The following is a 20,254-nucleotide window of genomic DNA, read 5'->3' on the forward strand; positions in this document are numbered from 1 at the left end:
GGGTCACCGGCGGGAGCCGCAAATTGTTGGTCACAACCGTCAGGTTGCGCCGCTCCGTCAGGGCGGCCGCAAAGGCGCAGGTCGACGAGCCGCCGTTGAGGATCAGGGTCTCGCCGTCGCGGATCAGCCGGGCGGCTGCGTGACCGATGCGCTGCTTGGCATCCGCATGGGCGTCCATGCGGAGGCCGAGCGTCGTATCGATTCGCACCATTCGGTCCTTATGGACCGCCCCACCATGGGTGCGAATCAGCAGGCCACGCGCCTCCATGGCGTCGAGGTCGCGGCGAATCGTGTCACGCGACACGTCGAGCAGCGTCACGAGTTCGACGACCGTTGCTTGGCCGCGTTGATGAAGCAGATCGAGGAGGCGGTTCTGGCGCGCCGCTGGCAGGTCGGTTGCCCCTGTCTCGGCGTCTGCCGCAGCGGTTGAGACGCCCTGCAACCCCGATGGCGACATGTTCTGCGGGATCGGCTTGCTCATGCCGAGGCCCGGACCACGAGGGTCGCCTCAAGCCGAACCTGCTCCGGCTTGCTTGGCGAGCCGTCGCCGGATGCGATCTGGTGCAGTAGAAAATCGAGCGATAGCGTCCCCAGACTTTCGAAATCCTGCGCCACGGTGGTGAGTGGCGGACAAGCGTATCGACTGAGCGCCTGGTCGTCATGTCCCGCGACCCGCAGGGTACAATCGGGATCACGGCCGATCTTGAAGCCGCGCTGGAAGGCGGCTGCCATCACGCCGGTCGCGATCCTGTCGTTGGCGCAAAGGATCGTGCCGGTCGGGAAGCCAACCCCATCGATGACCTTGAGGGCTTCCGTATAGCCGACCTCTTCGAAGCGCCAATCGCGACGGGAGGGCACCGGGATGATCTCCGGCTGCAGCCCCAGTCGTTCCATCGTCGCGACATAAGCGGCGCGCCGCTCGGCCGCATTATGGTTCACGGGCGGCATGTCGAAGAAGGTCGGGCGATCGCCAGTGCGGCACAGATAGTCGGTGATCAGCGGAACGCTCTGGTTGTTGTTGGTCCCGACGAAGGCACTCGTGTCGTCGAGACGCGAGTCGAGAAACACGAGCGGAATGCGCGCCTGTAGGCTTTCGACTAAGGACGCCCGCGTGTTCTCCCCCAGCGGCGCCATGATCGCGCCCGCGATCTTCAGGGACAGAAGCGTCTCGATGGCCCGCGCCTCGAGCCGTGGATCGCCCCGTGAACTGAGCGCGAGCAGGAACAAGCCGCTCGCGTTGCAGCGCAATTCGATCTGTTGAACCAAACGGGCGAAAAACGGGTCGGCGAGATCCGGCACCACGATCGCGATGATCTTCGGGTTACGCTTGTTGAGATTTACGGCAAACAAGTTCGGCCGATAGTCATATTGCGCCAGAGCCCGTTCGATCTGGGCGCGGGTCGACGGACGGACACTGCTGGGATCGTTAAAATATTTCGAGAGTGTCGGCCGGGAAATGCCGCTGAGAAGCGAAAACTCCGCCATGTTCCGGATGGCTTGATCGTTCATCGCGCGCGGAAACTCGATCTCCAGGGATGCCGGCGCGCCGCTGAGATCGGTGCTCCAAACAACACTCTCGTAGCATCAAAGTTGACGCGTGCAAAGAATTCCCCGACGCTGATTCGAAAGGCTGCCCCGGTGTGTTTGTCGCCGAGGCGCAGCCGCCATCATACGGGGAAACGCTGTGGCGACGGATCTACGCGGCAAGGTGGCCCTGGTCACAGGGGCGAATTCGGGCATCGGGCGCGCGCTGGCGCACCATCTCGCCGCAGCCGGCGTGCGTCTCGCGCTGGCGGCTCGTTCGACCGAGAGGCTTGCGGCGGTGAAAGAGCGTCTCGGCGATGCTGATGTGGCGTTGCTGCCGACCGATCTCGCCCAGCCGGGCGAGGTCGACGCGATGGTCGATGCGGCCCTGGCGCGGTTCGGCCGGATCGATATGCTTCTGGCCAATGCCGGTCTTTATGCGCCCGGCGCGGTCGCCGACGGCGATCCGGATTACTTCGACCAGACGATCGCGGTCAATCTCAACAGCGTCGTCCGCGCTACGCGGCGCGTCTTGCCCGGCATGATGCAGCAAGGTTCTGGCGACATCCTGGTGACCAGTTCCATCTCGGGACATCAGGCGTTGCACTGGGAGCCGGTCTACAGCGCCACCAAACATGCGATCCAATCCTTCGTGCACGGCCTCCGCATCCAGGCCGCTCCACACGGCGTGCGGGTGGGCGCGATCGCGCCGGGCATCGTGCTGAACGAGCTCTGGGGCTATACCGACCCGGCCGCCATTGCGGCCAAGGTCGCGGCTCACGAAGGTTTGACGTCGGACGATGTAGCCGAGGCAGCGATGTTCATGCTGACCCGCCCGGCCCACGTCACCATCCGCGACCTGGTGATCCTGCCGCAGAACCAAGCGATTTGAGGCGTGTTCGCGGTGCCTGCATCGCGAAACTTGGCGCGCGTCAACTTTCGCATTGACGAGATCGAATCCCGCTTCTAGCTTCAGGTCACGGCAACAAGCCCCAAGGGCGGTGCCGGATAGGTCGGATCAGACTTGTCGCATCAGGAGGAGGAAACGTTGAAGAAAACCATGACGGCCGTGGCGGCCTTGGCGCTCGGACTTTCGGCGATGATCGGGGCTGCCGGAGCCCAGACCGGCAAAAAATACACCATCGCGTTGATTCCTGGTCTGACGACCGACGCGTTCTACATCACCATGCGAAAAGGCGCCGAGGCGGCCGCAAAGGTCGTGGGCGCCGATCTCGTGTTCCAGGGCGCGCCGGAGTTCAACCCGGTCCAGCAAGCGCCGGTTCTCGATGCCGTGATCGCCCGGAAGCCGGACGCGATCCTGATCGCGCCGACCGATAAGACGCAACTTGTGCAGCCGCTGAAGAAAGCCGCCGATGCCGGCATTCCGGTCATCACGGTCGATACGTTCATCGGCACCGGCATTTATCAGACCGGTCAGGGCGATGCGGATTTCCCGCTGTCCTATATCGCGTCCGACAACGTTCTCGGCGGCAAGATCGCGGCCCGTGCCCTCGCCAAGGCGATCGGCGACAAGGGCAAGGTCTACGTGTCCAACGTGGAGCCGGGCGTCTCGACGACCGATCAGCGCGAACAAGGCTTCAAAGACGAGATGAAGTCACATCCGGGCATTCAGGTCCTGCAGACGCAGTTCAACGACGATGACGCCAACAAGGCGGCCTCGCAGATGCAATCGGTCTTCGCCCGCAACTCCGATCTGGCGGGCGTCTTCGGCGCTAATCTGTTCTCGGCTCTCGGGGCAGCGAACGGGGTGCAGCAGGCCGGCCAAACCGGCAAGGTGAAGGTCGTGGCCTTCGATGCTCCGACCTCGATGGTCGACAACATTAAGTCGGGTCTCATCGATGTGGCGATCGCGCAGCACCCGGCCGAGATCGGATATTTTGGGGTGATGTCGGCCTATGCGCATCTGACGGGACAATCGATCCCGATCGCGATCGGAACCGGTTTCACCGAAATGGACAAGTCGAACATCGACAAGCCCGAAATCGCCCAGTTCATCTACAAGAACTGATCCTCACTCCGCCTCGGGTGCCGCTGATCGATCGTGTTTCGATCTGGCGGCACCGTCTTCCACCTCTGCTGGCACGGAGCGGCTGATGTTCGCCCAAATGTCCTCGAAAGTGCTGACCCCGCGCCAACCCGGAAGCCCATCGCGCTGGCTCCTGTGGGCGGCGGCGATGCGGGCTTGGCTGTTCCTTGCTCTGCTGCTGATCGTGTTCGAGACATGGTCGCGGATCAGCTATGGCACCAGCTTCGTCTTCTCGACCTATAATGCCCAGTCGATCGCCGTCTTCGCGGTTGCGCCACTTCTGCTGGCCCTTGGCGAAACATTCGTCATCATCGCGGGCGGCATCGATCTATCGGTCGGCTTCATCATGGGACTCTCGGCCGTTGTGGCGGCCCATGGCGCCAATGTCGCCGGCGCCTACATGCCGCCGTTCCCCGCGATGCTGGTCGGCATCTCGGCGGGGCTCCTGGTCTGCCTCATCCCGGGGTCCGTCAACGGCTGGCTGATCTCGAAATTGAAGGTGCCGCCGTTCATCGGCACGCTCGGCATGTTCGGCGTGGCGCGCGGCGTGGCCTTCCTGCTCGCCAACGGCACCACGGTGCCCGTGTCGAACAACTGGTTTGCGGCGCTTGGGAACGGACGTCTGCTTGGCTTTCCGGTCGTGGTCATCATCACGGTCCTGTTCGTCCTGGTGATGAGCTACCTGCTGCGACAAACGCAGTTCGGCCAGCATACCTATGCGATCGGGGCCAGTGAGCAGGCGGCCTTGCGGGCCGGCATCAACGTGGCCCGACACACCCGCAAGCTCTACCTGCTCTCGGCCTTGTGCGCCGGCCTCGGCGGCGTGCTCTATGCTGCCCGCTTCACGGCCGGTGCGGCTCAGGCCGGCGAGCCCTTGCTGCTCGACTCGATCGCCGCCGTGGTGATCGGTGGCGCCAGCCTGTTTGGCGGATCCGGCACCATTCTCGGCACCGTTGCCGGATCGCTGGTGATCGCCGTCATCCAATACGGCCTCGTTTTCATCGATGTCGAACCCTTCTGGCAATTCGTGGCCGTCGGCGTCGTCATCATCATCTCGGTCTTGGTCGACCAGACGCAACGCAAGCTCGGCGGAGAACGCTGATGAGCGCCGTACAATCTTCCCAACCCATCCTCGACGTCCGCTCGGTTTCCAAGCGGTTCGGCGGGGTCGAGGCCCTGAAGGGCGTGTCGCTATCGCTCTATCCCGGCGAGGTCGTCGCCCTCGCGGGCGATAACGGGGCCGGCAAATCGACCCTGACCAAGATGATCTCCGGCGTCTATCAAGCCGATGGCGGACAGATCCTCCTCGACGGCAAGGGCGTGAATTTTGCGACGCCGGAAGCCGCGCGGGGCGCCGGCATCGAGACGATCTACCAGGATCTCGCCTTGGCCGACAACCTGTCGATCGGCGCCAACATCTTCCTCGGACGGGAACCGATGCGGCGGGCCTTCGGCGTCGTTCCGGTGCTGGACCGCCAGAAGATGGCGGTGGCCGCCAAGGAGACGATGGCCATGCTCGATTTCCACCTCGACCGGCTCGACGCGCCGGTGGGCCGGTTTTCGGGCGGGCAACGTCAGGCGGTCGCGATCGGTCGCGCCATCTACTGGAACGCACGCGTCATTTTGATGGATGAGCCGACCGCGGCGCTCGGCGTGCCGGAACAGCGCAAGGTGCTGTCGCTCATCAAGACCCTGAAGCAGCAGGGACGCGGCGTGATCTTCATCTCGCACAACCTGCAGGACATTTTCGCCGTGTCGGACCGGATCATCGTGCTGCGGCGCGGCAGCCTCGCGGGCGAACGGCAGATCGAAAACACGACGCATGACGAGGTCGTGAAGATGATGATCGGCGGCTGATCCCAGCCCTCCGGTCCGGCGAGCCGAGCTTTCGGCCTCCGCCCAACCTTGGATAAGAGCCATGACCAGGATGACAACAGCCGAATATCGCGGCTATCAGCAGATCTGCGGCCCGGATGGGGCCATGATGGTGATCGCGGCCGACCAGCGCGGCGGCATGCGGAAGATCATGGCGGCATCGCCAGCCGAGGAAGCCGGCATCTCGGAGGCGACGCTCGGCGAGACCAAAGCCGACATCACGAAATTCCTGGCCAGTCAGGCCTCCTGCGTTCTGCTCGACCCGGTCTGCGCCGTCCCGCATGTTGTCAACGACGGTGTGTTGGCCCGCGACACGGCTTTGCTGATCGGGCTCGATGCTTCGGGGTTCGACACCACGCCCGAAGGCTACAGAAACTCGAAGCTCGTTCCCGGCATCGATGCTCGCCGCGTCCGCGCGCTTGGCGGCACCGGTGGCAAGATCATGGTCTATCTCAGGGCGGATCGTCCCGAGGCCGATACACGCAATATCGCGATCCTGCGCGAGTGCATCGCGGATTTCGCGCGCGAAGACTTGCTGCTGGTGGTGGAATTCCTCACCTACGACTTGCCCGGCGAGAGCAAATCCGACTACCAGGCGGCCTTTCCCGGCCTGATCGAGGCCGGCACCCGGATTTGTCTCGATCTCGGATCCAAGGTTCTGAAGCTGCCCTATCCCGGCACCGAGGCCGCCTGTGCCAACATTACGGCCATGTGCGGGGACGTGCCGTGGGCGGTGCTGTCGGCCGGTGTCGATCACGAGACGTTCGTCGGTCAGGTCGAGATCGCGATCCGGAACGGCGCCTCCGGCGTCATCGCGGGGCGCGCCTTGTGGAAGGATTGCATTTCGCTGGACCGGGCCGTCACGCAGCATCGCCTCACCACGATCGCGGTGCCACGTCTGCAGCAGATTCAATCCGTCGTGAAACGCTGCCGCGCCGGACAGGCGCAAGCCGCAGCCTGACATCTCGTTTCGCAAAGGCGCATCCGATGCAGCATAGCGCAACCGCCATCGGCATCGATATCGGCGGGACCAATCTTCGGGTGGGGCGGGTCTCGAGCGGTGGCGAAATCCTCGATTGGGTGGCCGAGCCGATCACGCGCGACCCACGTGACCTGCTCGACCGCATCGTCGAGATCTGCCGCCGCTTGGACGATGAAACCGTCGCGGGGATCGGGATTGGGGTGCCGGGCCGCGTCGACGCCCGTCACCGGGCCGTCCTGTCGGGCGGCTACATCGATCTCGCATCGGCCTCGCTCGCCGAGGATCTCGAGGCGGCGCTGGGTAAACCGGTCGTGATCGACAATGATTGCAACATGGCGCTGGTGGCCGAAATCGCGACGGGGGCCGCCCAGGGCTACGATAATGTCGTCATGTTCACGATCGGGACCGGCATCGGTGGCGCGGTCGTGATGGAAGGCAAAATCGTGCGCGGGCGGGCGACGGCCGGCCAATTGGGCCACTTGACGGTGGCGCAGGACGGGCTCGCCTGTGCGTGTGGACGGCGCGGCTGCGTTGAAACCACGAGTTCCGGCACCGCGCTTCGGCGGCTGATCCGAGAGGCGGGTCTGCCGGCCAGCACCGTCGTCGAGGATCTCTTCGTCGCCGAAGCGGCAGGGGATCCCATCGCGGGCCGGATACTCGACACCTGGGCGAGCCCGCTCCGCACCGCGATCGACAGCATGGTGGCGGCGGCTGACCCGGATGTCATCGTGCTTGGCGGCGGCCTTGGCGGGGCGGCCCATCGCGCTTTGTCGCGGGCACCGGCCGTGTCGCCCTGGTACCAATGCGGCGTGGTGGCGGCTCAGCTCGGCGACGATGCGGGTGTGATCGGCGCCGCCATCTCGGCTTTGGTCGAACATATGATGGAACCGGAGGCGACCACCTCGGCTCCCTATCGAGACGTGGCGGGCCTCGGCGGATGAAGACCGCCATCCTCGTGAATGGCATACCGGCCAGCGGCAAGAGCACCGTCGCGCGCGGCGTCGCGGATCGGCTCGGATGTCCGCTTATGACACTCGATACGATCAAGGACCCGCTCTTCGAGCATGTCGGGGTCGGCGATCGGGAGCATAACCGCATGCTTGGGCGTGCCAGTTATGCCATCATCTTCAAGGCCATCGGGGACTGGCCCGATCCCGCGATCGTGGTGATCGATGCGTGGTTCGGGTTCCAACCCGTCGAGGTTCTGGACGCCCATCTCGTGGCCGCCGGCATCGGCCGCACGGCTGAGATCTGGTGTCATGTGCCGGCCGACGTCGTGGCCGAGCGCTATCGGGCGCGTCTCGGGACACGCAGTGTGGGCCATCCGGGCGAGGCTTATCTTCCCGAATTGATCGCGCTGAGCGCGCGCGCGACCCCGATTGGAGGTCGTTCTCGTTTTGACGTCGAGACGACGCAGCCGATCCCTTTCGATACGATCATGCCGTGGCTCGACGACGTTGTGAACGACCGACTGAATAAGGCATGACATGAAGACCGTTGTGACGATCGGTGAGATCGTCGTCGAGATCATGGCGCTCGATCGAGGCTTCGGCTTCGGCGAGCCTTTGCGCCTCTCCGGCCCCTATCCGTCGGGCGCGCCCGCGATTTTCATCGACCAGGTGGCGCGGCTCGGCCAACCCTGCGCCATCGTGAGTTGCGTCGGCGACGACGATTTCGGGAGGATGAACCGCGCGCGCCTCGCCACCGACGGCGTGGATGTGAGCGCCATCGCGATCGATCCGGAAGCCGCGACCGGCAGCGCCTTCGTGCGCTACAGACCGGATGGCGCGCGCGATTTCGTCTTCAACATCAAGCATAGCGCCTGTGGCCTCATCGCGCTGACGGATGCCGGCAGACGCGTGATGGCGGGCTGTGACCACCTTCATGTGATGGGATCGTCGCTCTTCGCACCGGCGATCGTGGCCGCGACCGAGGCCGCGATCGAAACCGTGAAGGAGCGCGGCGGCACCGTGTCGTTCGATCCGAACGTTCGCAAGGAGATGCTGGACCTGCCCGGTATGCGCGAGGCCTTCGGGCGGGTGCTGGCCAAGACCGATCTCTTTTTGCCGAGCGGCCCGGAGCTCTTTCTCTTTGCGGACGCGGCCGACGAGATGGAAGCGGCTCAGGCGATCCTGACCGGGGGTGTCTCCTGCATCGTCGTCAAACAGGGCGCCGACGGGGCCCGCTGCCATGTCGCGGGCCGCGTCATCGACCAGCCGGCGTTCACGGCGCGCGAGATCGATCCGACCGGGGCAGGGGACTGCTTCGGCGCGACCTTCGTGACGGCATGGCTGCGCGGCTGGCCGCTGGAGCGAGCCTTGGCGCTCGCCGCGGCAAGCGGCGCCCGAGCGGTCGAGCGACAAGGGCCGATGGAGGGCGTCTCGACGCTGGACGACCTCGAGCGGCTTGTTGAAGGCGCACCCGCGTCGACTTAGCGCTTCGTCTCCTCACGAGGCGGGTTCGCCCGGGCCTTGTGCCCTCGTGTCGGTCACGCCACTTTCAAAGCTTGGGGATGGTCTCCTGTTCCGGTGCCAGCGAGGCCTGCTTTGCTTTTGATGATCTTCGTGGCCGCAACCTTGGCCTGGGCCGGTCTAGCGTTCTATCTTTCGGCGCGGCAGGTCGCGCATGTGCGTCGCCATCGGGACATCGTTCCCTTTGACTTTGCCGCAGCCGTCTCGCTCGACGAGCACCACAAGGCAGCCGATTACACGATCGCCCGCGAGCATCTCGCCCGGGTCGAGACGGTGCTGGATGTCGCCATCTCGCTCGCCTGGGTGTTCGGCGGCATCGGCCTGCTCTATGGGGCCCTCTCGACGCTCCTGCCGCCCTCGCTCGGGCGAGGGGTCGCGTTCCTGGTTGCCACGGCCGCGATCGGTACGCTGCTCAGCCTTCCGCTCGCGCTCTACAAGGCATTCGTGATCGAGCAGCGGTTCGGGTTCAACCGCATCAGCCTCCGCGTCTTCGTGATCGATCGGCTCAAGAGCGCGGCGATCGGGCTCGTCGTTTCCGTGCCGCTGCTCTTCGCCGCGCTCTGGGCCATGCGGAGCTTTACCGGTCTGTGGTGGTTGTGGGTGTGGCTCGCGCTGGTCGCGTTGATGATCCTCGCGCCGACGCTTTACGTGCGGCTGATCGCGCCGCGGTTCAATCAATTTACCCCGCTCGAGGATGGAGCGATGCGGGCCCGGATTGAAGATTTGCTCGCCAAATCGGGGTTCCGCTCCTCCGGCCTCTTCACCATGGACGCGTCGCGGCGCACCGCGCATGGCAATGCCTATTTCATCGGCTTCGGCCGATCCAAGCGGATCGTGCTGTTCGATACGCTGCTGGCCAAAAGTTCACCCGAAGAGGTCGAGGCCGTGATCGCCCACGAACTCGGGCATTTCCGTCACCGGCATGTGCTGTTCGGGCTAGCGCAGGGAGCGTTGACGACGCTGATCGGCCTGGCGGCCTTCGGATGGTTGTGCAAGCAGGCGTGGTTGTTGCCCGCCTTTGGGATCGAGCAGAGCGACGATGCGTTGCGCCTGTTCGTTTGCATGCTGCTCGCATCGGTGGTCGGGCCGCTGATGTCGCCGCTTGGCAACTGGATCTCGCGGCGCAACGAGTTTCAAGCCGACGATTATGCCCGTCAGGCCGTAGGGGCGGCTCCGATGATCAGCGCCTTGACCAATCTGGCGCGCGACAATGCCTCGACGCTGACGCCCGATCCGGTTTACGCTTTGGCGCATTATTCGCACCCGCCGGTTCCGATCCGGGTGCGTCACTTGCGGGCCGGGGAAGCTTGACCGGCTCCCCGCGATGCTCGGGTGTTGTCTTGGTCGCCGCCGCTCGCCAATCGCCGGTTTAGTGGCTGGCCCGCGCGGTCTGGTGGTGGTTTGAAACCGCAGCGGTGGCCTGCTGTTCGGTCGGGAAATGGCCGATCACGAGGCCGCCGCGCGAGGTCGCACGCCATGTTTGCTCGTGCTGCGCGACCGTTCCGATCCACACCTGATTGTCATGGATCATCTGGCTGCCTGCGGCCGTCGCGGTCGTGTCGGCTTGGTTTTGCTGGTTCATCGGAGGAGGCCCCTTGTTGAGCAGCATCGACCGAGATCGACCCTGCCAGACTCATGAAAAACCAGAGCACGGCCGTGGCTCGTTCTCTTTGACTGAGATTAAGCCATGATCCGCGCCCGCTGCGCGTGGTGTCGAACGACTGAGGTCGGAGACGGTATCTTCTGTCAGAGGACCGCCGATGGTCAAGGGTTGCGGGCCAAAGATTATGCGCCGACGATCAATCGGTGAGCGGCCTTGCCCGCTTATGATCCTGCAAAGGCCGCATCGCGTTGCATTGCAACAATCTGGCGCCAATTTCGTAATCTGGTTACGGCAAGCATTTGGCACACCACGCGAGACCAGCATGACCTCAGAGCAGCCTCTCGAACTTTTTTCGTTCTGGCGCACCTCGGCGGTCTATCGCGTGCGGGTCGCGCTCAGCCTCAAGGGGCTCCAGGAAAAAGAGACCATCATCGATCTCGATGCGGGTCAGCAACGCAGTGATGCCTTCTTGGCCATCAACCCGCTTGCGGCCATTCCGGCTCTGGTGGTCGCCGGTCAAACGACGCTGACGCAATCGACGGCGATCCTCGAATATCTCGACGAGACAACGCCCGAGCCGCCGCTGTTGCCCGCCGATGCACTTGGTCGGGCGCGCGTCCGGTCCATCGCGGCCATGCTGGTGGCCGACACGCATCCGTTCGTGACGCCTCGGGTCAAACGCTACCTGACCACGACTGGCGGTTTCGACGATGCGGCGTGGCGTGCCTGGCAGATTCAATGGTTCACCACCGGACTTCAAGCCGTCGACAAGCGGCTCAGCGCCGAGCCGGAGACCGGTCGCTTCTGCCATGGCGACAGTGTGACCCTCGCGGATATCTGCCTCGCCAGCATCCCGGCCGTCATGCAGGTGTTCAAGATTTCTGTTGCCGATATTCCAACGGTCGACCGGATCGTCGCGTCCTGCAACGCGTTGCCGGCCTTCGCCGAGGCCGACCCGTACAAGCAGGTCGGCGCGCCCGCCCGCTAACCCCTGCCACCCATCCCAACGGGCGATGCCCTTCTCCTCTCTCTGGATCCCTCGATGACCGATCAGACCACATCCACGCTGTTCCAGCCCTTTGCGCTGGGCGATCTCACTCTGAAAAACCGCGTCGTCATGGCGCCTTTGACCCGCAGCCGCTCCAGCGATGCCGGTGTCGTGCCGCCTTATGCCGCCGATTATTACGCGCAACGCGCCACGGCGGGCCTCATCGTGTCGGAGGCGACCAACATCTCGTCCCAGGCGCGAGGTTACGCGCTGACGCCGGGCATTTGGACGCCCGCCCAGGTTGAGGCATGGCAGACCGTGACCCGCGCGGTTCATCAGGCAGGCGGCAAAATGGTGTTGCAGCTTTGGCATACGGGCCGGATCTCGCATCCGAGCCTGCATGACGGAGCCTTGCCGGTTGCGCCCTCCGCCATCAAGCCGGCCGGACAGGCCTTTACCAACAGCGGCATGCAGGATCATGTCGTGCCGCGCGCTCTTGAGACCGACGAGATCCCGGCGATCGTCGAGGATTACCGGCATGCCGCGCAATGCGCCAAGGATGCAGGCTTTGACGGCGTCGAGATCCACTCGGCCAACAACTATCTGCTCGAGCAGTTCATCCGCGACAGCACCAATAAACGCACCGACCGCTACGGCGGCAGCGTCGAGAACCGCCTGCGGTTTCCGCTCGAGGTCGTCACGGCCGTGACAACGGTCTGGGGCGGCGGCGATCGGGTCGGGATCCGCATCTCGCCCGGCACCACGATGCCGGGGGAAGCGCCGCTCGATAGCGACCCGATGGGGACCTACGGGACCTATATCGATGCGCTGTCGGCGCATGGTCTGGTCTACATCCACGATATCGAGGGCGTGACCCAGATGAGCCGCGACCCCAACGGCATTGATTATCCGGCCCTGCGGAAGCGCTTCAAGGGCGCCTATATTGCCAACAACAACTACGATCGTGCGCTGGCCGACAAGACCCTCGAGGAGGGCAATGCCGATTTGATCAGCTTCGGCCGGCCGTTTATCGCCAATCCGGATCTCGTGGATCGTCTGCGGAACGGCGACCCGCTCGCCGAAGCCCCCAAGGCTTATTGGTATGGCGGGGACCAGACGGGCTATTCCGATTGGCCGGGCATGAACGGTCAGATCAAAGGCTAGCCTGAATCGACCCGGGTTCCGGGTTCAGCGAACCCCGAGGCCCGCCAAGAGACCACCATCGATGACATGATCCGAGCCGGTGATGAAACCGGCTCGCGATGATGCCAAAAAGGCGATGAGATCGGCCACCTCGTCGGCCTCGCCGATCCGGCCGATCGGATGGGCGGCCCCAAACCGGGCGAAGACCGCCTCGACGTCGGCCTCGGGTCCGTCGAGTGTGCGGGCCGCGAGTTCGAGGATGGGCGTGCGGACCGAGCCAGGGCTGACCGACAGGACACGGATGCGATCCCCGGCGAAATCGAGAGCCATGGCGCGAGTCAGCGCGTGGATCGCACCCTTCGAGGCCACATAGGCGGCCACGCCCTGCTGGCAGGCATGGCCCTGAACGCTCGACACGTTGACGATCGCACCGCCGCCGCGCTTCCGCATCTCCGGTACGCCGAAATGCGCCGTCAGGTGGATCGACCCGACATTGACGGCCAGACAGCGGGCGAAAATCTCCGGGCTCGTCGTCACCGCATCACCATAGGGATGCACGGCCGCCGAATTGACCACGATGTCGAGGCCGCCGAAGCGCGTCACGATATCGGCCATCGCTGCTTCGACCTCTTGCGGAACGGAGACGTCGGTCCGGCGAACCGCGATCCCCGCGTCGACCAGAGCCGCATTGCCGAGCTCGTCGATGCCGAGGGCCAGAACGTCGGCCCCGAGCGCGGCGAACCGCAAGGCTGTCGCGCGCGCGATCCCGGTCGTGCCGGTCACCAAGGCTATTTTGCCGTTGAGTTCGATCATTGCGTTCGCCTCGCTCCAGGCCGGTCCCTTGGTGCTCGCGCGCAGAAGTGCCTCAAGCTTTGGCACGGTTCAAGCGGCGATGCGTGTGTCGGCTGCAACGCATGCGTGTTTGTCGTCAAACCTTCACCGGGAAAATCTAAGGCACTTTGGTTGAGTTTGGCCGGAAGTGCGAGACCGCGTTCCCCTAGGCCATGCCCTGTGGACGGTTGCGTCGGCCGTATTTTTAAGGAGAGGCCATGCTCGCTGCCCTCACGTCCGGTTCCACCGCAGCTTTCGTCCTGATGATCGGCTGCCTCATCCTGGTGTTGGCTTTCGAGTTTTCCAACGGCTTCCACGATACGGCCAATGCCGTCGCCACGGTCATCTACACCAAGTCGCTGAAGCCGACCGTTGCGGTCGTCTGGTCCGGGCTGATGAATTTCGCCGGCGTGCTGCTCGGCGGCATTGCGGTCGCCTATGCGCTCGTCGAACTCATTCCGCCGGATGTGCTGTCCCCACCCGGAGGTGGGCTGGCGATCGGCATGCTGGCGGCGCTGTTCGTCACGGCGCTCGTCTGGAACGTCGCCACCTGGGCGTTTGGCATTCCGAACTCGAGCTCGCATGCGTTGATCGGCGCTCTCGTCGGTGTCGCGATCGAGAATGCGCTGGTGCGCGGCCGCGACCTGCACAGCGGCGTCGACTGGAATCAAGTGTGGAGCGTGCTTCTCTCCCTATTGGTCTCGCCCGTTCTCGGCTTCGTCTTCTCGCTGCTGCTCTTCTACGTCATCAAGGCGCTGATCCACGACAAAGCGCTCTACACGGTGCCGGAGGAGGGCAAGCCGCCGGTTTGGTGGATGCGCGGCTTGCTCATTCTGACCTGCACTGGCGTGAGTTTCTCGCACGGGACGAACGACGGGCAGAAGAGCATCGGCCTGATCATGCTGACCGTGATCGGTCTCGCGCCTGCCGTCTATGCGATCAACCAGGACATCAAACCCGAGGCCATCCAGCATCTGTCGCAAGCCATGCCGCAGGCCGCCGATCTGATCGGCCGGTTCGGCGACGACCAGAAGCAACTCGGTGTCGAGGCCGCCAAAAAGCTCGGGGAGACCTTGGGCAAGGCCAAGCAGATCACCGACATCCCGGATGCCGAGCGCATCGCGACCCGGAACGATCTTAACCGCACCATCTCCGAACTGCATACGGTCAGTGAGACCAAGGAGGCGCCGGACGACGCCAAGAAATCCGCCAAGAGCATCGGCAAGGACCTGTCCACGGCGGTGCAATATGTGCCGTGGTGGGTGCGGATTCTGAGCGCCGTGTGCCTCGGCCTTGGGACGATGGTCGGCTATAAACGCATCGTGGAGACGCTCGGCGAACGCATCGGCAAGGAGCATCTCGTTCCGGCGCAGGGCGCATCCGCCGAATTGGTCGCCGCCGTGTTGATCGGGGGCGCGGGCATCACCGGTTTCCCGGTGAGCACCACCCATGTGGTGACGGCCGGTATCGCCGGCACGATGGTGGGTTCCGGGTCCGGTATTCAGCCTGCAACGCTGTGGCAGATTGGCACGGCTTGGCTCCTCACCCTGCCGGCCACAATGCTGATGTCCGGTCTCATTCTTTACGTTCTCTCCTAAGCGGTCCCGCCTCGCCGAGCGGCGTTGGGCAATGTCCCATGCCGCTCCTCAGGACGGGCAGCGAAGGTCGGGTCAGGACGATGCCGAACCAAGCTATAGCTCAGCCCCTGTGACACCCTGCCGTCGCAACGCTTCCGCTCCAAACTCGTTCTGGAGCCGGGAGTTCAGCTATGGGTCTCGTCCTTTACGCGCTCAAATTCCGCATCTCGTTCTACGTTCTCTCGGTCCTGATCGTTCTGGCCGGGGTCGGGGCCTGTATCGTCATGCCCAAAGACGTTTTGCCGAATGTCGACATTCCGGTCGTCATCGTGGTGTGGACCTACAACGGTCTCGACACGACCGATATGACCCAGCGGATCACGACCTATAGCGAATTCTCGCTCTCCAATAACGTCAACAACATCCGCCGGATGGAAAGCACGACCATTCCGGGTACCGCAATCGAGCGGGTTTATTTCGACCAGAACGTCAGCGTCGACCTCGCGATCGCCCAAGTCGTTTCGGCCATGAATTCGATTCGCGCCGCCATGCCGCCCGGCGTTCAGCCACCCGTCGTCATGCGCTTCTCGGCGTCGTCGGTGCCGGTCATCCAACTCTCTCTCTCGTCGGCGGTCGAAAGCGCCGCCAAGGTCTACGATTACGGGCAATATCGTATCCGGCAGACCCTCACGCAGGTGCCGGGCGCGACATTGCCCAACCCCTACGGTGGCGCGCCACGTCAGGTGATGGTGGATCTCGACCTGCATGCGTTACAGGGCTACGGACTGACCCCGAACGATGTGGCGAGTGCCATGACGGCGCAAAATCTGACTGTGCCGTCCGGCCTCTCCAAGATCGGCGAGACGCAATATCCCATTCGGCTCAACGCCTCGCCCGATACGGTGGACGCGCTGAACGACGTGCCGATCAAGGTCGTTAACGGCTCGCCCGTTCTGGTGCGCGACGTCGCCCATGTGCGCGATGGATCGCCACCACAACTCAATATCGTGCGGACGGACGGCAGCCACTCGGTGCTGACGACGATTCTGAAAAACGGCAATGCCTCGACCCTGACGGTCGTCAATTTGGTCAAGCAGTTCCTGCCGCAGATGCGGGCCGCGGCCCCGAAGGGCCTTTCGATCAAGCCACTGTTTGATCAATCGGTGTTCGTGTCGGGGGCAATCTCGGACGTGATCCGCGAAGCGTTGACCGCAGCGGCCCTCACAGGCTTGATGATCCTGCTGTTCTTGGGCTCATGGCGCTCGACCCTGATCGTGCTCGTCTCGATCCCGCTCTCGATCCTGACGTCGCTCGCGATCCTCGCGGCCTTGGGTGAAACCATCAACATCATGACGCTCGGCGGTGTCGCCCTGGCGGTAGGTATCCTGGTCGACGATGCGACCGTCGCGATCGAAAACACCTACCGGCTGATGGAGGAAGGCGAGAGCTTCCGCGACTCCGTCGTCGACGGCGCCACGGGGATCGCCAAACCGGCGCTCATTTCGACGCTTGCGATCTGTTCCGCCTTCGTGTCGGTGTTGTTTCTGACCGATACGCCAAAATATCTGTTCACGCCGCAGGCGCTCGCGGTCGTCTTCGCCATGCTGGCCTCCTACCTGCTGTCGCGCACGCTGGTGCCGATCATGATCGATGTGCTGATCCGCTCGGAATATGCGGCCAAGCATAAGGGGAAGCTCGAGGACGAAACCGCGAGCAAGACCGAAGGCGATGTGCCGGCGACCAACACCGAGGATCACAATGAGGATGAGCGCCCCGGCATCCTGGCGCGGACCGGATCTGCCGTGGTGCATGGGCTGAGCCGGCCGTGGGCTTGGATCAAGCGGATGCTGGCGCGACCGGCCGGGGCCGTCGGGACATTCTTGTTCCGCTGCCAGGCCGCCTTCGAGCGTGGGTTCACCCGGTTTCATCGGGGCTATCTCGGCCTGCTCAACGGCGTCATGGACAACCGGGTCGTGACCTTCGCCGTCGTCGGGGTCATCTTTGTGGTCAGTGCCGTCCTGTTCCAATTCGTCGGTCAGGATTATTTCCCGCAAGTCGATGGCAGTGGCATGACCCTGCATATCCGGACGCGACCCGGCCTTCGAATTGAAGCCGCCGAACAGACCTTCGCGGCGATCGAACAAACAGTGCGCCAGCAGATCCCACCGCATGATCTCGGGCTGATCCTGGACAATATCGGGCTGCCGGCCAGCAACTATAATTTCGCGTTCGGCGATGGATCCTTCGTGTCTTACAACGACGGACAGATGCTGATCTCGCTGAATGAGGGGCATGCGCCGTCATCGGTTTACATGAAGAAGCTGCGGGCCGTGTTGCCGCAACTCTATCCAGATACCCTGTTTTACTTCCAACCGTCGGATATGATCACGCAAATCCTCGATTTCGGCTTCATCACGCCGATCGATGTTCAGGTGAACGGGCGCAATCAGCAGAAGGATCTCGAGGTCGCCAAGACGATCGAGCGTCGGATGCGAGCGATCCCCGGAGCGGCCGACGTGCATATCCAGCAGATCACCGACGCGCCCGAATTTTTCGTCGATGTCGACCGCAAGCTCGCTTCGGAGCTCAATCTGACCGAGCAACAGATCGCCAATGCGATGAATATTTCGCTATCGGGAAGCTATCAGGTCAATCCGAACTTCTGGACCGATCCGAAGACCGGAATCCCCTATCAGCTTTGGGTGCAGACGCCGGAATATCGGAACGCCTCGCTGTCCGACCTGCAGAATACACCGCTGCTCGTGAGCGGTACGACTGGCATGGGCCAGCAACCGCTGGTCAGCCAACTCTCGAGCGTGGCGACTCTGCGCCGACAGCCCGAGCAGACCATGGTCAGCCATGTGAATACCCAGCCCACCTATGACATCTATGCCAGCGCGCAAGATCGTGACCTTGGCGCCATCAAAGGCGATATCGCCAAGATCGTCGAGGAGGAGCAGGCGAAGCTTCCAGCACCAGACAAGATCACCGTTCGTGGTCAGATCGAGGCCATGGATAACTCGTTCCAAAGCATCGAGATCGGTTTGGGCATCGCGCTGATCGCGGTCTATCTGCTGATGGCGATCAATTTCCAAAGCTGGGGCGACCCGTTCGTGATCCTTTGTGCGCTGCCGGTGGCGTTCTGCGGCATCATCCTCAGCCTGTTTCTGACGCAGACCACATTTTCGATTCCCTCGCTTTTCGGCGCGATCATGAGTGTCGGTGTCGCGAGTGCCAATTCGATCCTGCTCGTGACATTTGCGCAAGAGGAGCGGCAACGGACCGGTTGCTCCGCGCGCGAGGCCGCCCTGAAGGCGGGCGAGACGCGGCTTCGGCCGGTGCTGATGACCGCGGGTGCGATGTTCGTGGGCCTGATCCCCATGGCGATTGGAATCGGCGAAGGCAGCGAGCAGAATGCGGCACTGGCCCGCGCGGTGCTCGGGGGTGTCGCGGTCGGCACCTGTTCGACCCTCCTTTTCGTCCCATTTCTCTATTCAATTCTGCGGCGTGGTAAATTCGAGCCTGTGAGGGATTACCGATGAGCGAGCGTCAGCCCGACCCCTCTGCCGCCATGAGCGACGACGACACCCGTGAGACCGAGCGTGGCGCGGACGAGAGCTTTCACGCCGATGCTCGCAACCACGAACCCCATCCCGCCGCCGAGGATCGTGAGCCGGATCGCGACGACAGCCGCCATGATCGCGTCGAGACGTCGGGAGACACCATGCCGCGTGAGGTCGACCCCAAGCCTCACCGCGAGGCGAAGCAGGAGGCGGGCGAGGCGAAGCGTGACGGGCACGAGCCCTCAGACGAGCCGCCACCGCCGATGCCGTCGAAATGGCCGTTCATCATCGCGGGGTTGATCCTCTTGGTGCTTATCGCGTGGTCTGGCTACGGTCATTGGCAGCAGCATCAGGACGCCTTGGCGACACAGCAGCAAACCGAAGATCGTGTCCCCGACGTCAAGACCGTCGAGGCCAAGCTGATGGATGAGCCGGTGCCGCTTATCCTTCCCGGCCAGACCGAGGCCTTCGACAGCGCCAGCCTGTTCGCGCGTGCGACCGGCTATGTGGCCGAGCGGAAGGTCGACATCGGATCGCGGGTCAAGAAGGGCGATCTGCTGATCCATATTGCTGCGCCCGACCTCGATCAACAGCTCGCCCAGGCGCAAGCGCAACTCGGGCAGACCCAGGCCTCCCTCGGGCAGGCACAAGCACAAGTGGCCCAAGCCGATGCCAATTTGAACCTTGCCAAGGTGACCTTTGCCCGGACCAACACGCTGACCCAACAGGGCTACGAAACGGTTCAAAATCACGATAACCAGCAAGCCAATCTCACAAGCCAGCAGGCGGCGCTCGAAACGGCCAAATCCGGCATTCGCGTCGCCGAGGCCAACATCAAGGCGCAGGGCGCGACCGTCGATCGCCTCAAGGCTCTGGCGTCCTTCGAGAATGTCGTGGCGCCTTTCACCGGGGTGATCACGGCCCGCAATGTCGATGTGGGCGACCTGTTGAACGCCGATACGGCAAGCGGCACGCCGATGTTCACGATCGCTCGCGACGACGTGTTGCGAGTCTCGGTCTACGTTCCGCAGAATGGCGCGATCGGCATCCATGAAGGATTGCCGGCGACCATCACGGTCCCGCAACTGCCCGGCCGTATGTTCAAAGGCTCGGTTGCCCGGAGTTCCGTGGCCCTGACGGCCTCGTCCCGCAGCCTGATGGCCGAAATCGACGTGCCGAACCCGGATGGAGCGTTGCGTCCCGGGCTTTATGTGACGATCAACATCGCGGTTCCGCGTGCCCAGAGCGAAGTGGAGGTGCCTGCGGAGGCGCTCATCTTCAACCAACACGGCATGCAAGTTGCCGTTTTAGATCAGGATTCCAAGATCCGGATGCAGCCAGTCACGATCGATCGCGATCTCGGCACGGCGGTCGATTTGAGGGATGGTCTCAAAGGCCATGAGCAGATCGTCGTCAGCCCACCGTCCATGCTGCAGACCGGCTCGAAGGTGAAGGCGACGCCGCAGAAGCAGGAGCAGGATCAAGGGGGGCAGCCGGCCCAATCCCAGCCCGCAAAGACGAAGGGCGGGCAGACCGGCCAGGATACTCAAGCGCAAATGGATGGCGCAGATCATCCGGAGAAGTCGCCCCACAACGCGCAGCCGCAAAACAAGCAGGCCAAGGTCGAGACGCGTCAGAAAACAGACTGAC

18 protein-coding genes (1 of these 18 cut by a window edge) are annotated in these 20,254 nt (G+C 63.6%); 14 read left to right on the forward strand and 4 right to left on the reverse strand.

Going from position 1 to position 20,254, the window contains the following annotated elements; translation table 11 throughout:
* Together EY713_RS07155 and EY713_RS07160 are read right to left on the reverse strand one after the other, a co-directional pair.
* Nucleotides 1-481 carry the 5' portion of a DeoR/GlpR family DNA-binding transcription regulator gene (locus EY713_RS07155; RefSeq protein WP_131114199.1) on the reverse strand. It extends 368 nt beyond the left edge of the window, so 481 of the gene's 849 nt are visible here — the first part of the coding sequence; the start codon lies at nucleotides 479-481; its stop codon lies off the left edge, out of view.
* The gene (locus tag EY713_RS07160; protein WP_131114200.1) at nucleotides 478-1,509 is read right to left on the reverse strand and encodes a LacI family DNA-binding transcriptional regulator; all 1,032 of its coding nucleotides are present in this window, start codon (nucleotides 1,507-1,509) and stop codon (nucleotides 478-480) included. Before EY713_RS07160 ends, EY713_RS07155 begins: the two co-directional genes overlap by 4 nt.
* 175 nt (nucleotides 1,510-1,684) lie before the next feature.
* Here EY713_RS07160 and EY713_RS07165 point away from each other — a divergent pair, with 175 nt between their 5' ends.
* The 9 genes from EY713_RS07165 to EY713_RS07200 all read left to right on the forward strand — a co-directional run bounded on the left by EY713_RS07165 (nucleotide 1,685) and on the right by EY713_RS07200 (nucleotide 10,210).
* Nucleotides 1,685-2,416: an SDR family oxidoreductase gene (locus tag EY713_RS07165; RefSeq protein ID WP_131114201.1), complete on the forward strand. Its 732-nt coding sequence runs from the start codon at nucleotides 1,685-1,687 to the stop codon at nucleotides 2,414-2,416.
* Between the two features lie 156 nt (nucleotides 2,417-2,572).
* Entirely contained in the window at nucleotides 2,573-3,553 is a 981-nt protein-coding gene (locus EY713_RS07170; RefSeq protein WP_131119398.1) for an ABC transporter substrate-binding protein, read from the forward strand.
* Nucleotides 3,554-3,638: 85 nt separating this feature from the next.
* Entirely contained in the window at nucleotides 3,639-4,673 is a 1,035-nt protein-coding gene (locus tag EY713_RS07175; protein ID WP_131114202.1) for an ABC transporter permease subunit, read from the forward strand.
* Nucleotides 4,673-5,428, forward strand: a complete 756-nt coding sequence (locus tag EY713_RS07180; protein ID WP_131114203.1) for an ATP-binding cassette domain-containing protein — start codon at nucleotides 4,673-4,675, stop codon at nucleotides 5,426-5,428. The genes EY713_RS07175 and EY713_RS07180 overlap by 1 nt, the downstream gene beginning before the upstream one ends.
* Nucleotides 5,429-5,489: 61 nt before the next feature.
* On the forward strand, nucleotides 5,490-6,407 hold the full coding sequence (locus EY713_RS07185) for a tagatose-bisphosphate aldolase (protein WP_131114204.1): 918 nt from the start codon (nucleotides 5,490-5,492) through the stop codon (nucleotides 6,405-6,407).
* A 26-nt stretch (nucleotides 6,408-6,433) separates the two neighbouring features.
* Nucleotides 6,434-7,369: an ROK family protein gene (locus EY713_RS23100; RefSeq protein ID WP_245504294.1), complete on the forward strand. Its 936-nt coding sequence runs from the start codon at nucleotides 6,434-6,436 to the stop codon at nucleotides 7,367-7,369.
* On the forward strand, nucleotides 7,366-7,914 hold the full coding sequence (locus tag EY713_RS23105; protein ID WP_245572924.1) for a P-loop nucleotide/nucleoside kinase family protein: 549 nt from the start codon (nucleotides 7,366-7,368) through the stop codon (nucleotides 7,912-7,914). The genes EY713_RS23100 and EY713_RS23105 overlap by 4 nt, the downstream gene beginning before the upstream one ends.
* 1 nt (nucleotide 7,915) lies before the next feature.
* Nucleotides 7,916-8,863: a tagatose kinase gene (locus EY713_RS07195; protein ID WP_131114205.1), complete on the forward strand. Its 948-nt coding sequence runs from the start codon at nucleotides 7,916-7,918 to the stop codon at nucleotides 8,861-8,863.
* Between the two features lie 120 nt (nucleotides 8,864-8,983).
* A complete protein-coding gene (locus tag EY713_RS07200) occupies nucleotides 8,984-10,210 on the forward strand; it encodes a M48 family metallopeptidase (RefSeq protein ID WP_245572983.1) in 1,227 nt (408 codons plus the stop codon).
* A 58-nt stretch (nucleotides 10,211-10,268) separates the two neighbouring features.
* Here the strand turns inward: EY713_RS07200 and EY713_RS07205 are convergent, their stop codons facing one another.
* A complete protein-coding gene (locus tag EY713_RS07205) occupies nucleotides 10,269-10,481 on the reverse strand; it encodes a hypothetical protein (protein ID WP_131114207.1) in 213 nt (70 codons plus the stop codon).
* Between the two features lie 343 nt (nucleotides 10,482-10,824).
* On the opposite strand from EY713_RS07205, the gene maiA reads away from it, so the two are divergent.
* Both maiA and EY713_RS07215 read left to right on the forward strand, forming a co-directional pair.
* Nucleotides 10,825-11,490, forward strand: coding sequence for a maleylacetoacetate isomerase (maiA, locus tag EY713_RS07210; protein ID WP_131114208.1), 666 nt, complete (start codon nucleotides 10,825-10,827; stop codon nucleotides 11,488-11,490).
* A gap of 54 nt (nucleotides 11,491-11,544) precedes the next feature.
* Nucleotides 11,545-12,654, forward strand: a complete 1,110-nt coding sequence (locus EY713_RS07215; RefSeq protein WP_131114209.1) for an alkene reductase — start codon at nucleotides 11,545-11,547, stop codon at nucleotides 12,652-12,654.
* A 24-nt stretch (nucleotides 12,655-12,678) separates the two neighbouring features.
* On the opposite strand, the gene EY713_RS07220 is transcribed toward EY713_RS07215, so the two are convergent.
* Nucleotides 12,679-13,446 carry an SDR family NAD(P)-dependent oxidoreductase gene (locus EY713_RS07220; protein ID WP_131114210.1) on the reverse strand — a complete coding sequence of 256 codons (768 nt, stop codon included), beginning with the start codon at nucleotides 13,444-13,446 and terminating at the stop codon, nucleotides 12,679-12,681.
* Nucleotides 13,447-13,682: 236 nt separating this feature from the next.
* Between EY713_RS07220 and EY713_RS07225 the strand changes: the two genes are divergently transcribed.
* The 3 genes from EY713_RS07225 (at nucleotide 13,683) to EY713_RS07235 (ending at nucleotide 20,253) form a co-directional block, all read left to right on the forward strand.
* The gene (locus EY713_RS07225) at nucleotides 13,683-15,062 is read left to right on the forward strand and encodes an inorganic phosphate transporter (protein WP_131114211.1); all 1,380 of its coding nucleotides are present in this window, start codon (nucleotides 13,683-13,685) and stop codon (nucleotides 15,060-15,062) included.
* Between the two features lie 170 nt (nucleotides 15,063-15,232).
* Nucleotides 15,233-18,583, forward strand: coding sequence for an efflux RND transporter permease subunit (locus EY713_RS07230; protein WP_131114212.1), 3,351 nt, complete (start codon nucleotides 15,233-15,235; stop codon nucleotides 18,581-18,583).
* Nucleotides 18,580-20,253, forward strand: coding sequence for an efflux RND transporter periplasmic adaptor subunit (locus tag EY713_RS07235; protein WP_245572925.1), 1,674 nt, complete (start codon nucleotides 18,580-18,582; stop codon nucleotides 20,251-20,253). The genes EY713_RS07230 and EY713_RS07235 overlap by 4 nt, the downstream gene beginning before the upstream one ends.
* The last annotated feature ends 1 nt before the right edge of the window (nucleotide 20,254 follow it).

It is taken from the genome of Lichenihabitans psoromatis, assembly GCF_004323635.1.
In the GTDB taxonomy this organism is placed as follows: Bacteria; Pseudomonadota; Alphaproteobacteria; order Rhizobiales; family Beijerinckiaceae; genus Lichenihabitans; species Lichenihabitans psoromatis.

Excerpts from the sequence above, each read along its gene's own strand:
- EY713_RS07205 (WP_131114207.1), bottom strand. The coding sequence starts at position 10,481 with ATGAACCAGCAAAACCAAGCCGACACGACCGCGACGGCCGCAGGCAGC.
- EY713_RS07185 (WP_131114204.1), top strand. The coding sequence starts at position 5,490 with ATGACCAGGATGACAACAGCCGAATATCGCGGCTATCAGCAGATCTGC.
- EY713_RS07200 (WP_245572983.1), top strand. The coding sequence starts at position 8,984 with ATGATCTTCGTGGCCGCAACCTTGGCCTGGGCCGGTCTAGCGTTCTAT.
- EY713_RS07160 (WP_131114200.1), bottom strand. The coding sequence starts at position 1,509 with ATGAACGATCAAGCCATCCGGAACATGGCGGAGTTTTCGCTTCTCAGC.
- EY713_RS23100 (WP_245504294.1), top strand. The coding sequence starts at position 6,434 with ATGCAGCATAGCGCAACCGCCATCGGCATCGATATCGGCGGGACCAAT.
- maiA (WP_131114208.1), top strand. The coding sequence starts at position 10,825 with ATGACCTCAGAGCAGCCTCTCGAACTTTTTTCGTTCTGGCGCACCTCG.
- EY713_RS07180 (WP_131114203.1), top strand. The coding sequence starts at position 4,673 with ATGAGCGCCGTACAATCTTCCCAACCCATCCTCGACGTCCGCTCGGTT.
- EY713_RS23105 (WP_245572924.1), top strand. The coding sequence starts at position 7,366 with ATGAAGACCGCCATCCTCGTGAATGGCATACCGGCCAGCGGCAAGAGC.
- EY713_RS07175 (WP_131114202.1), top strand. The coding sequence starts at position 3,639 with ATGTTCGCCCAAATGTCCTCGAAAGTGCTGACCCCGCGCCAACCCGGA.
- EY713_RS07220 (WP_131114210.1), bottom strand. The coding sequence starts at position 13,446 with ATGATCGAACTCAACGGCAAAATAGCCTTGGTGACCGGCACGACCGGG.
- EY713_RS07195 (WP_131114205.1), top strand. The coding sequence starts at position 7,916 with ATGAAGACCGTTGTGACGATCGGTGAGATCGTCGTCGAGATCATGGCG.
- EY713_RS07230 (WP_131114212.1), top strand. The coding sequence starts at position 15,233 with ATGGGTCTCGTCCTTTACGCGCTCAAATTCCGCATCTCGTTCTACGTT.
- EY713_RS07215 (WP_131114209.1), top strand. The coding sequence starts at position 11,545 with ATGACCGATCAGACCACATCCACGCTGTTCCAGCCCTTTGCGCTGGGC.
- EY713_RS07235 (WP_245572925.1), top strand. The coding sequence starts at position 18,580 with ATGAGCGAGCGTCAGCCCGACCCCTCTGCCGCCATGAGCGACGACGAC.
- EY713_RS07225 (WP_131114211.1), top strand. The coding sequence starts at position 13,683 with ATGCTCGCTGCCCTCACGTCCGGTTCCACCGCAGCTTTCGTCCTGATG.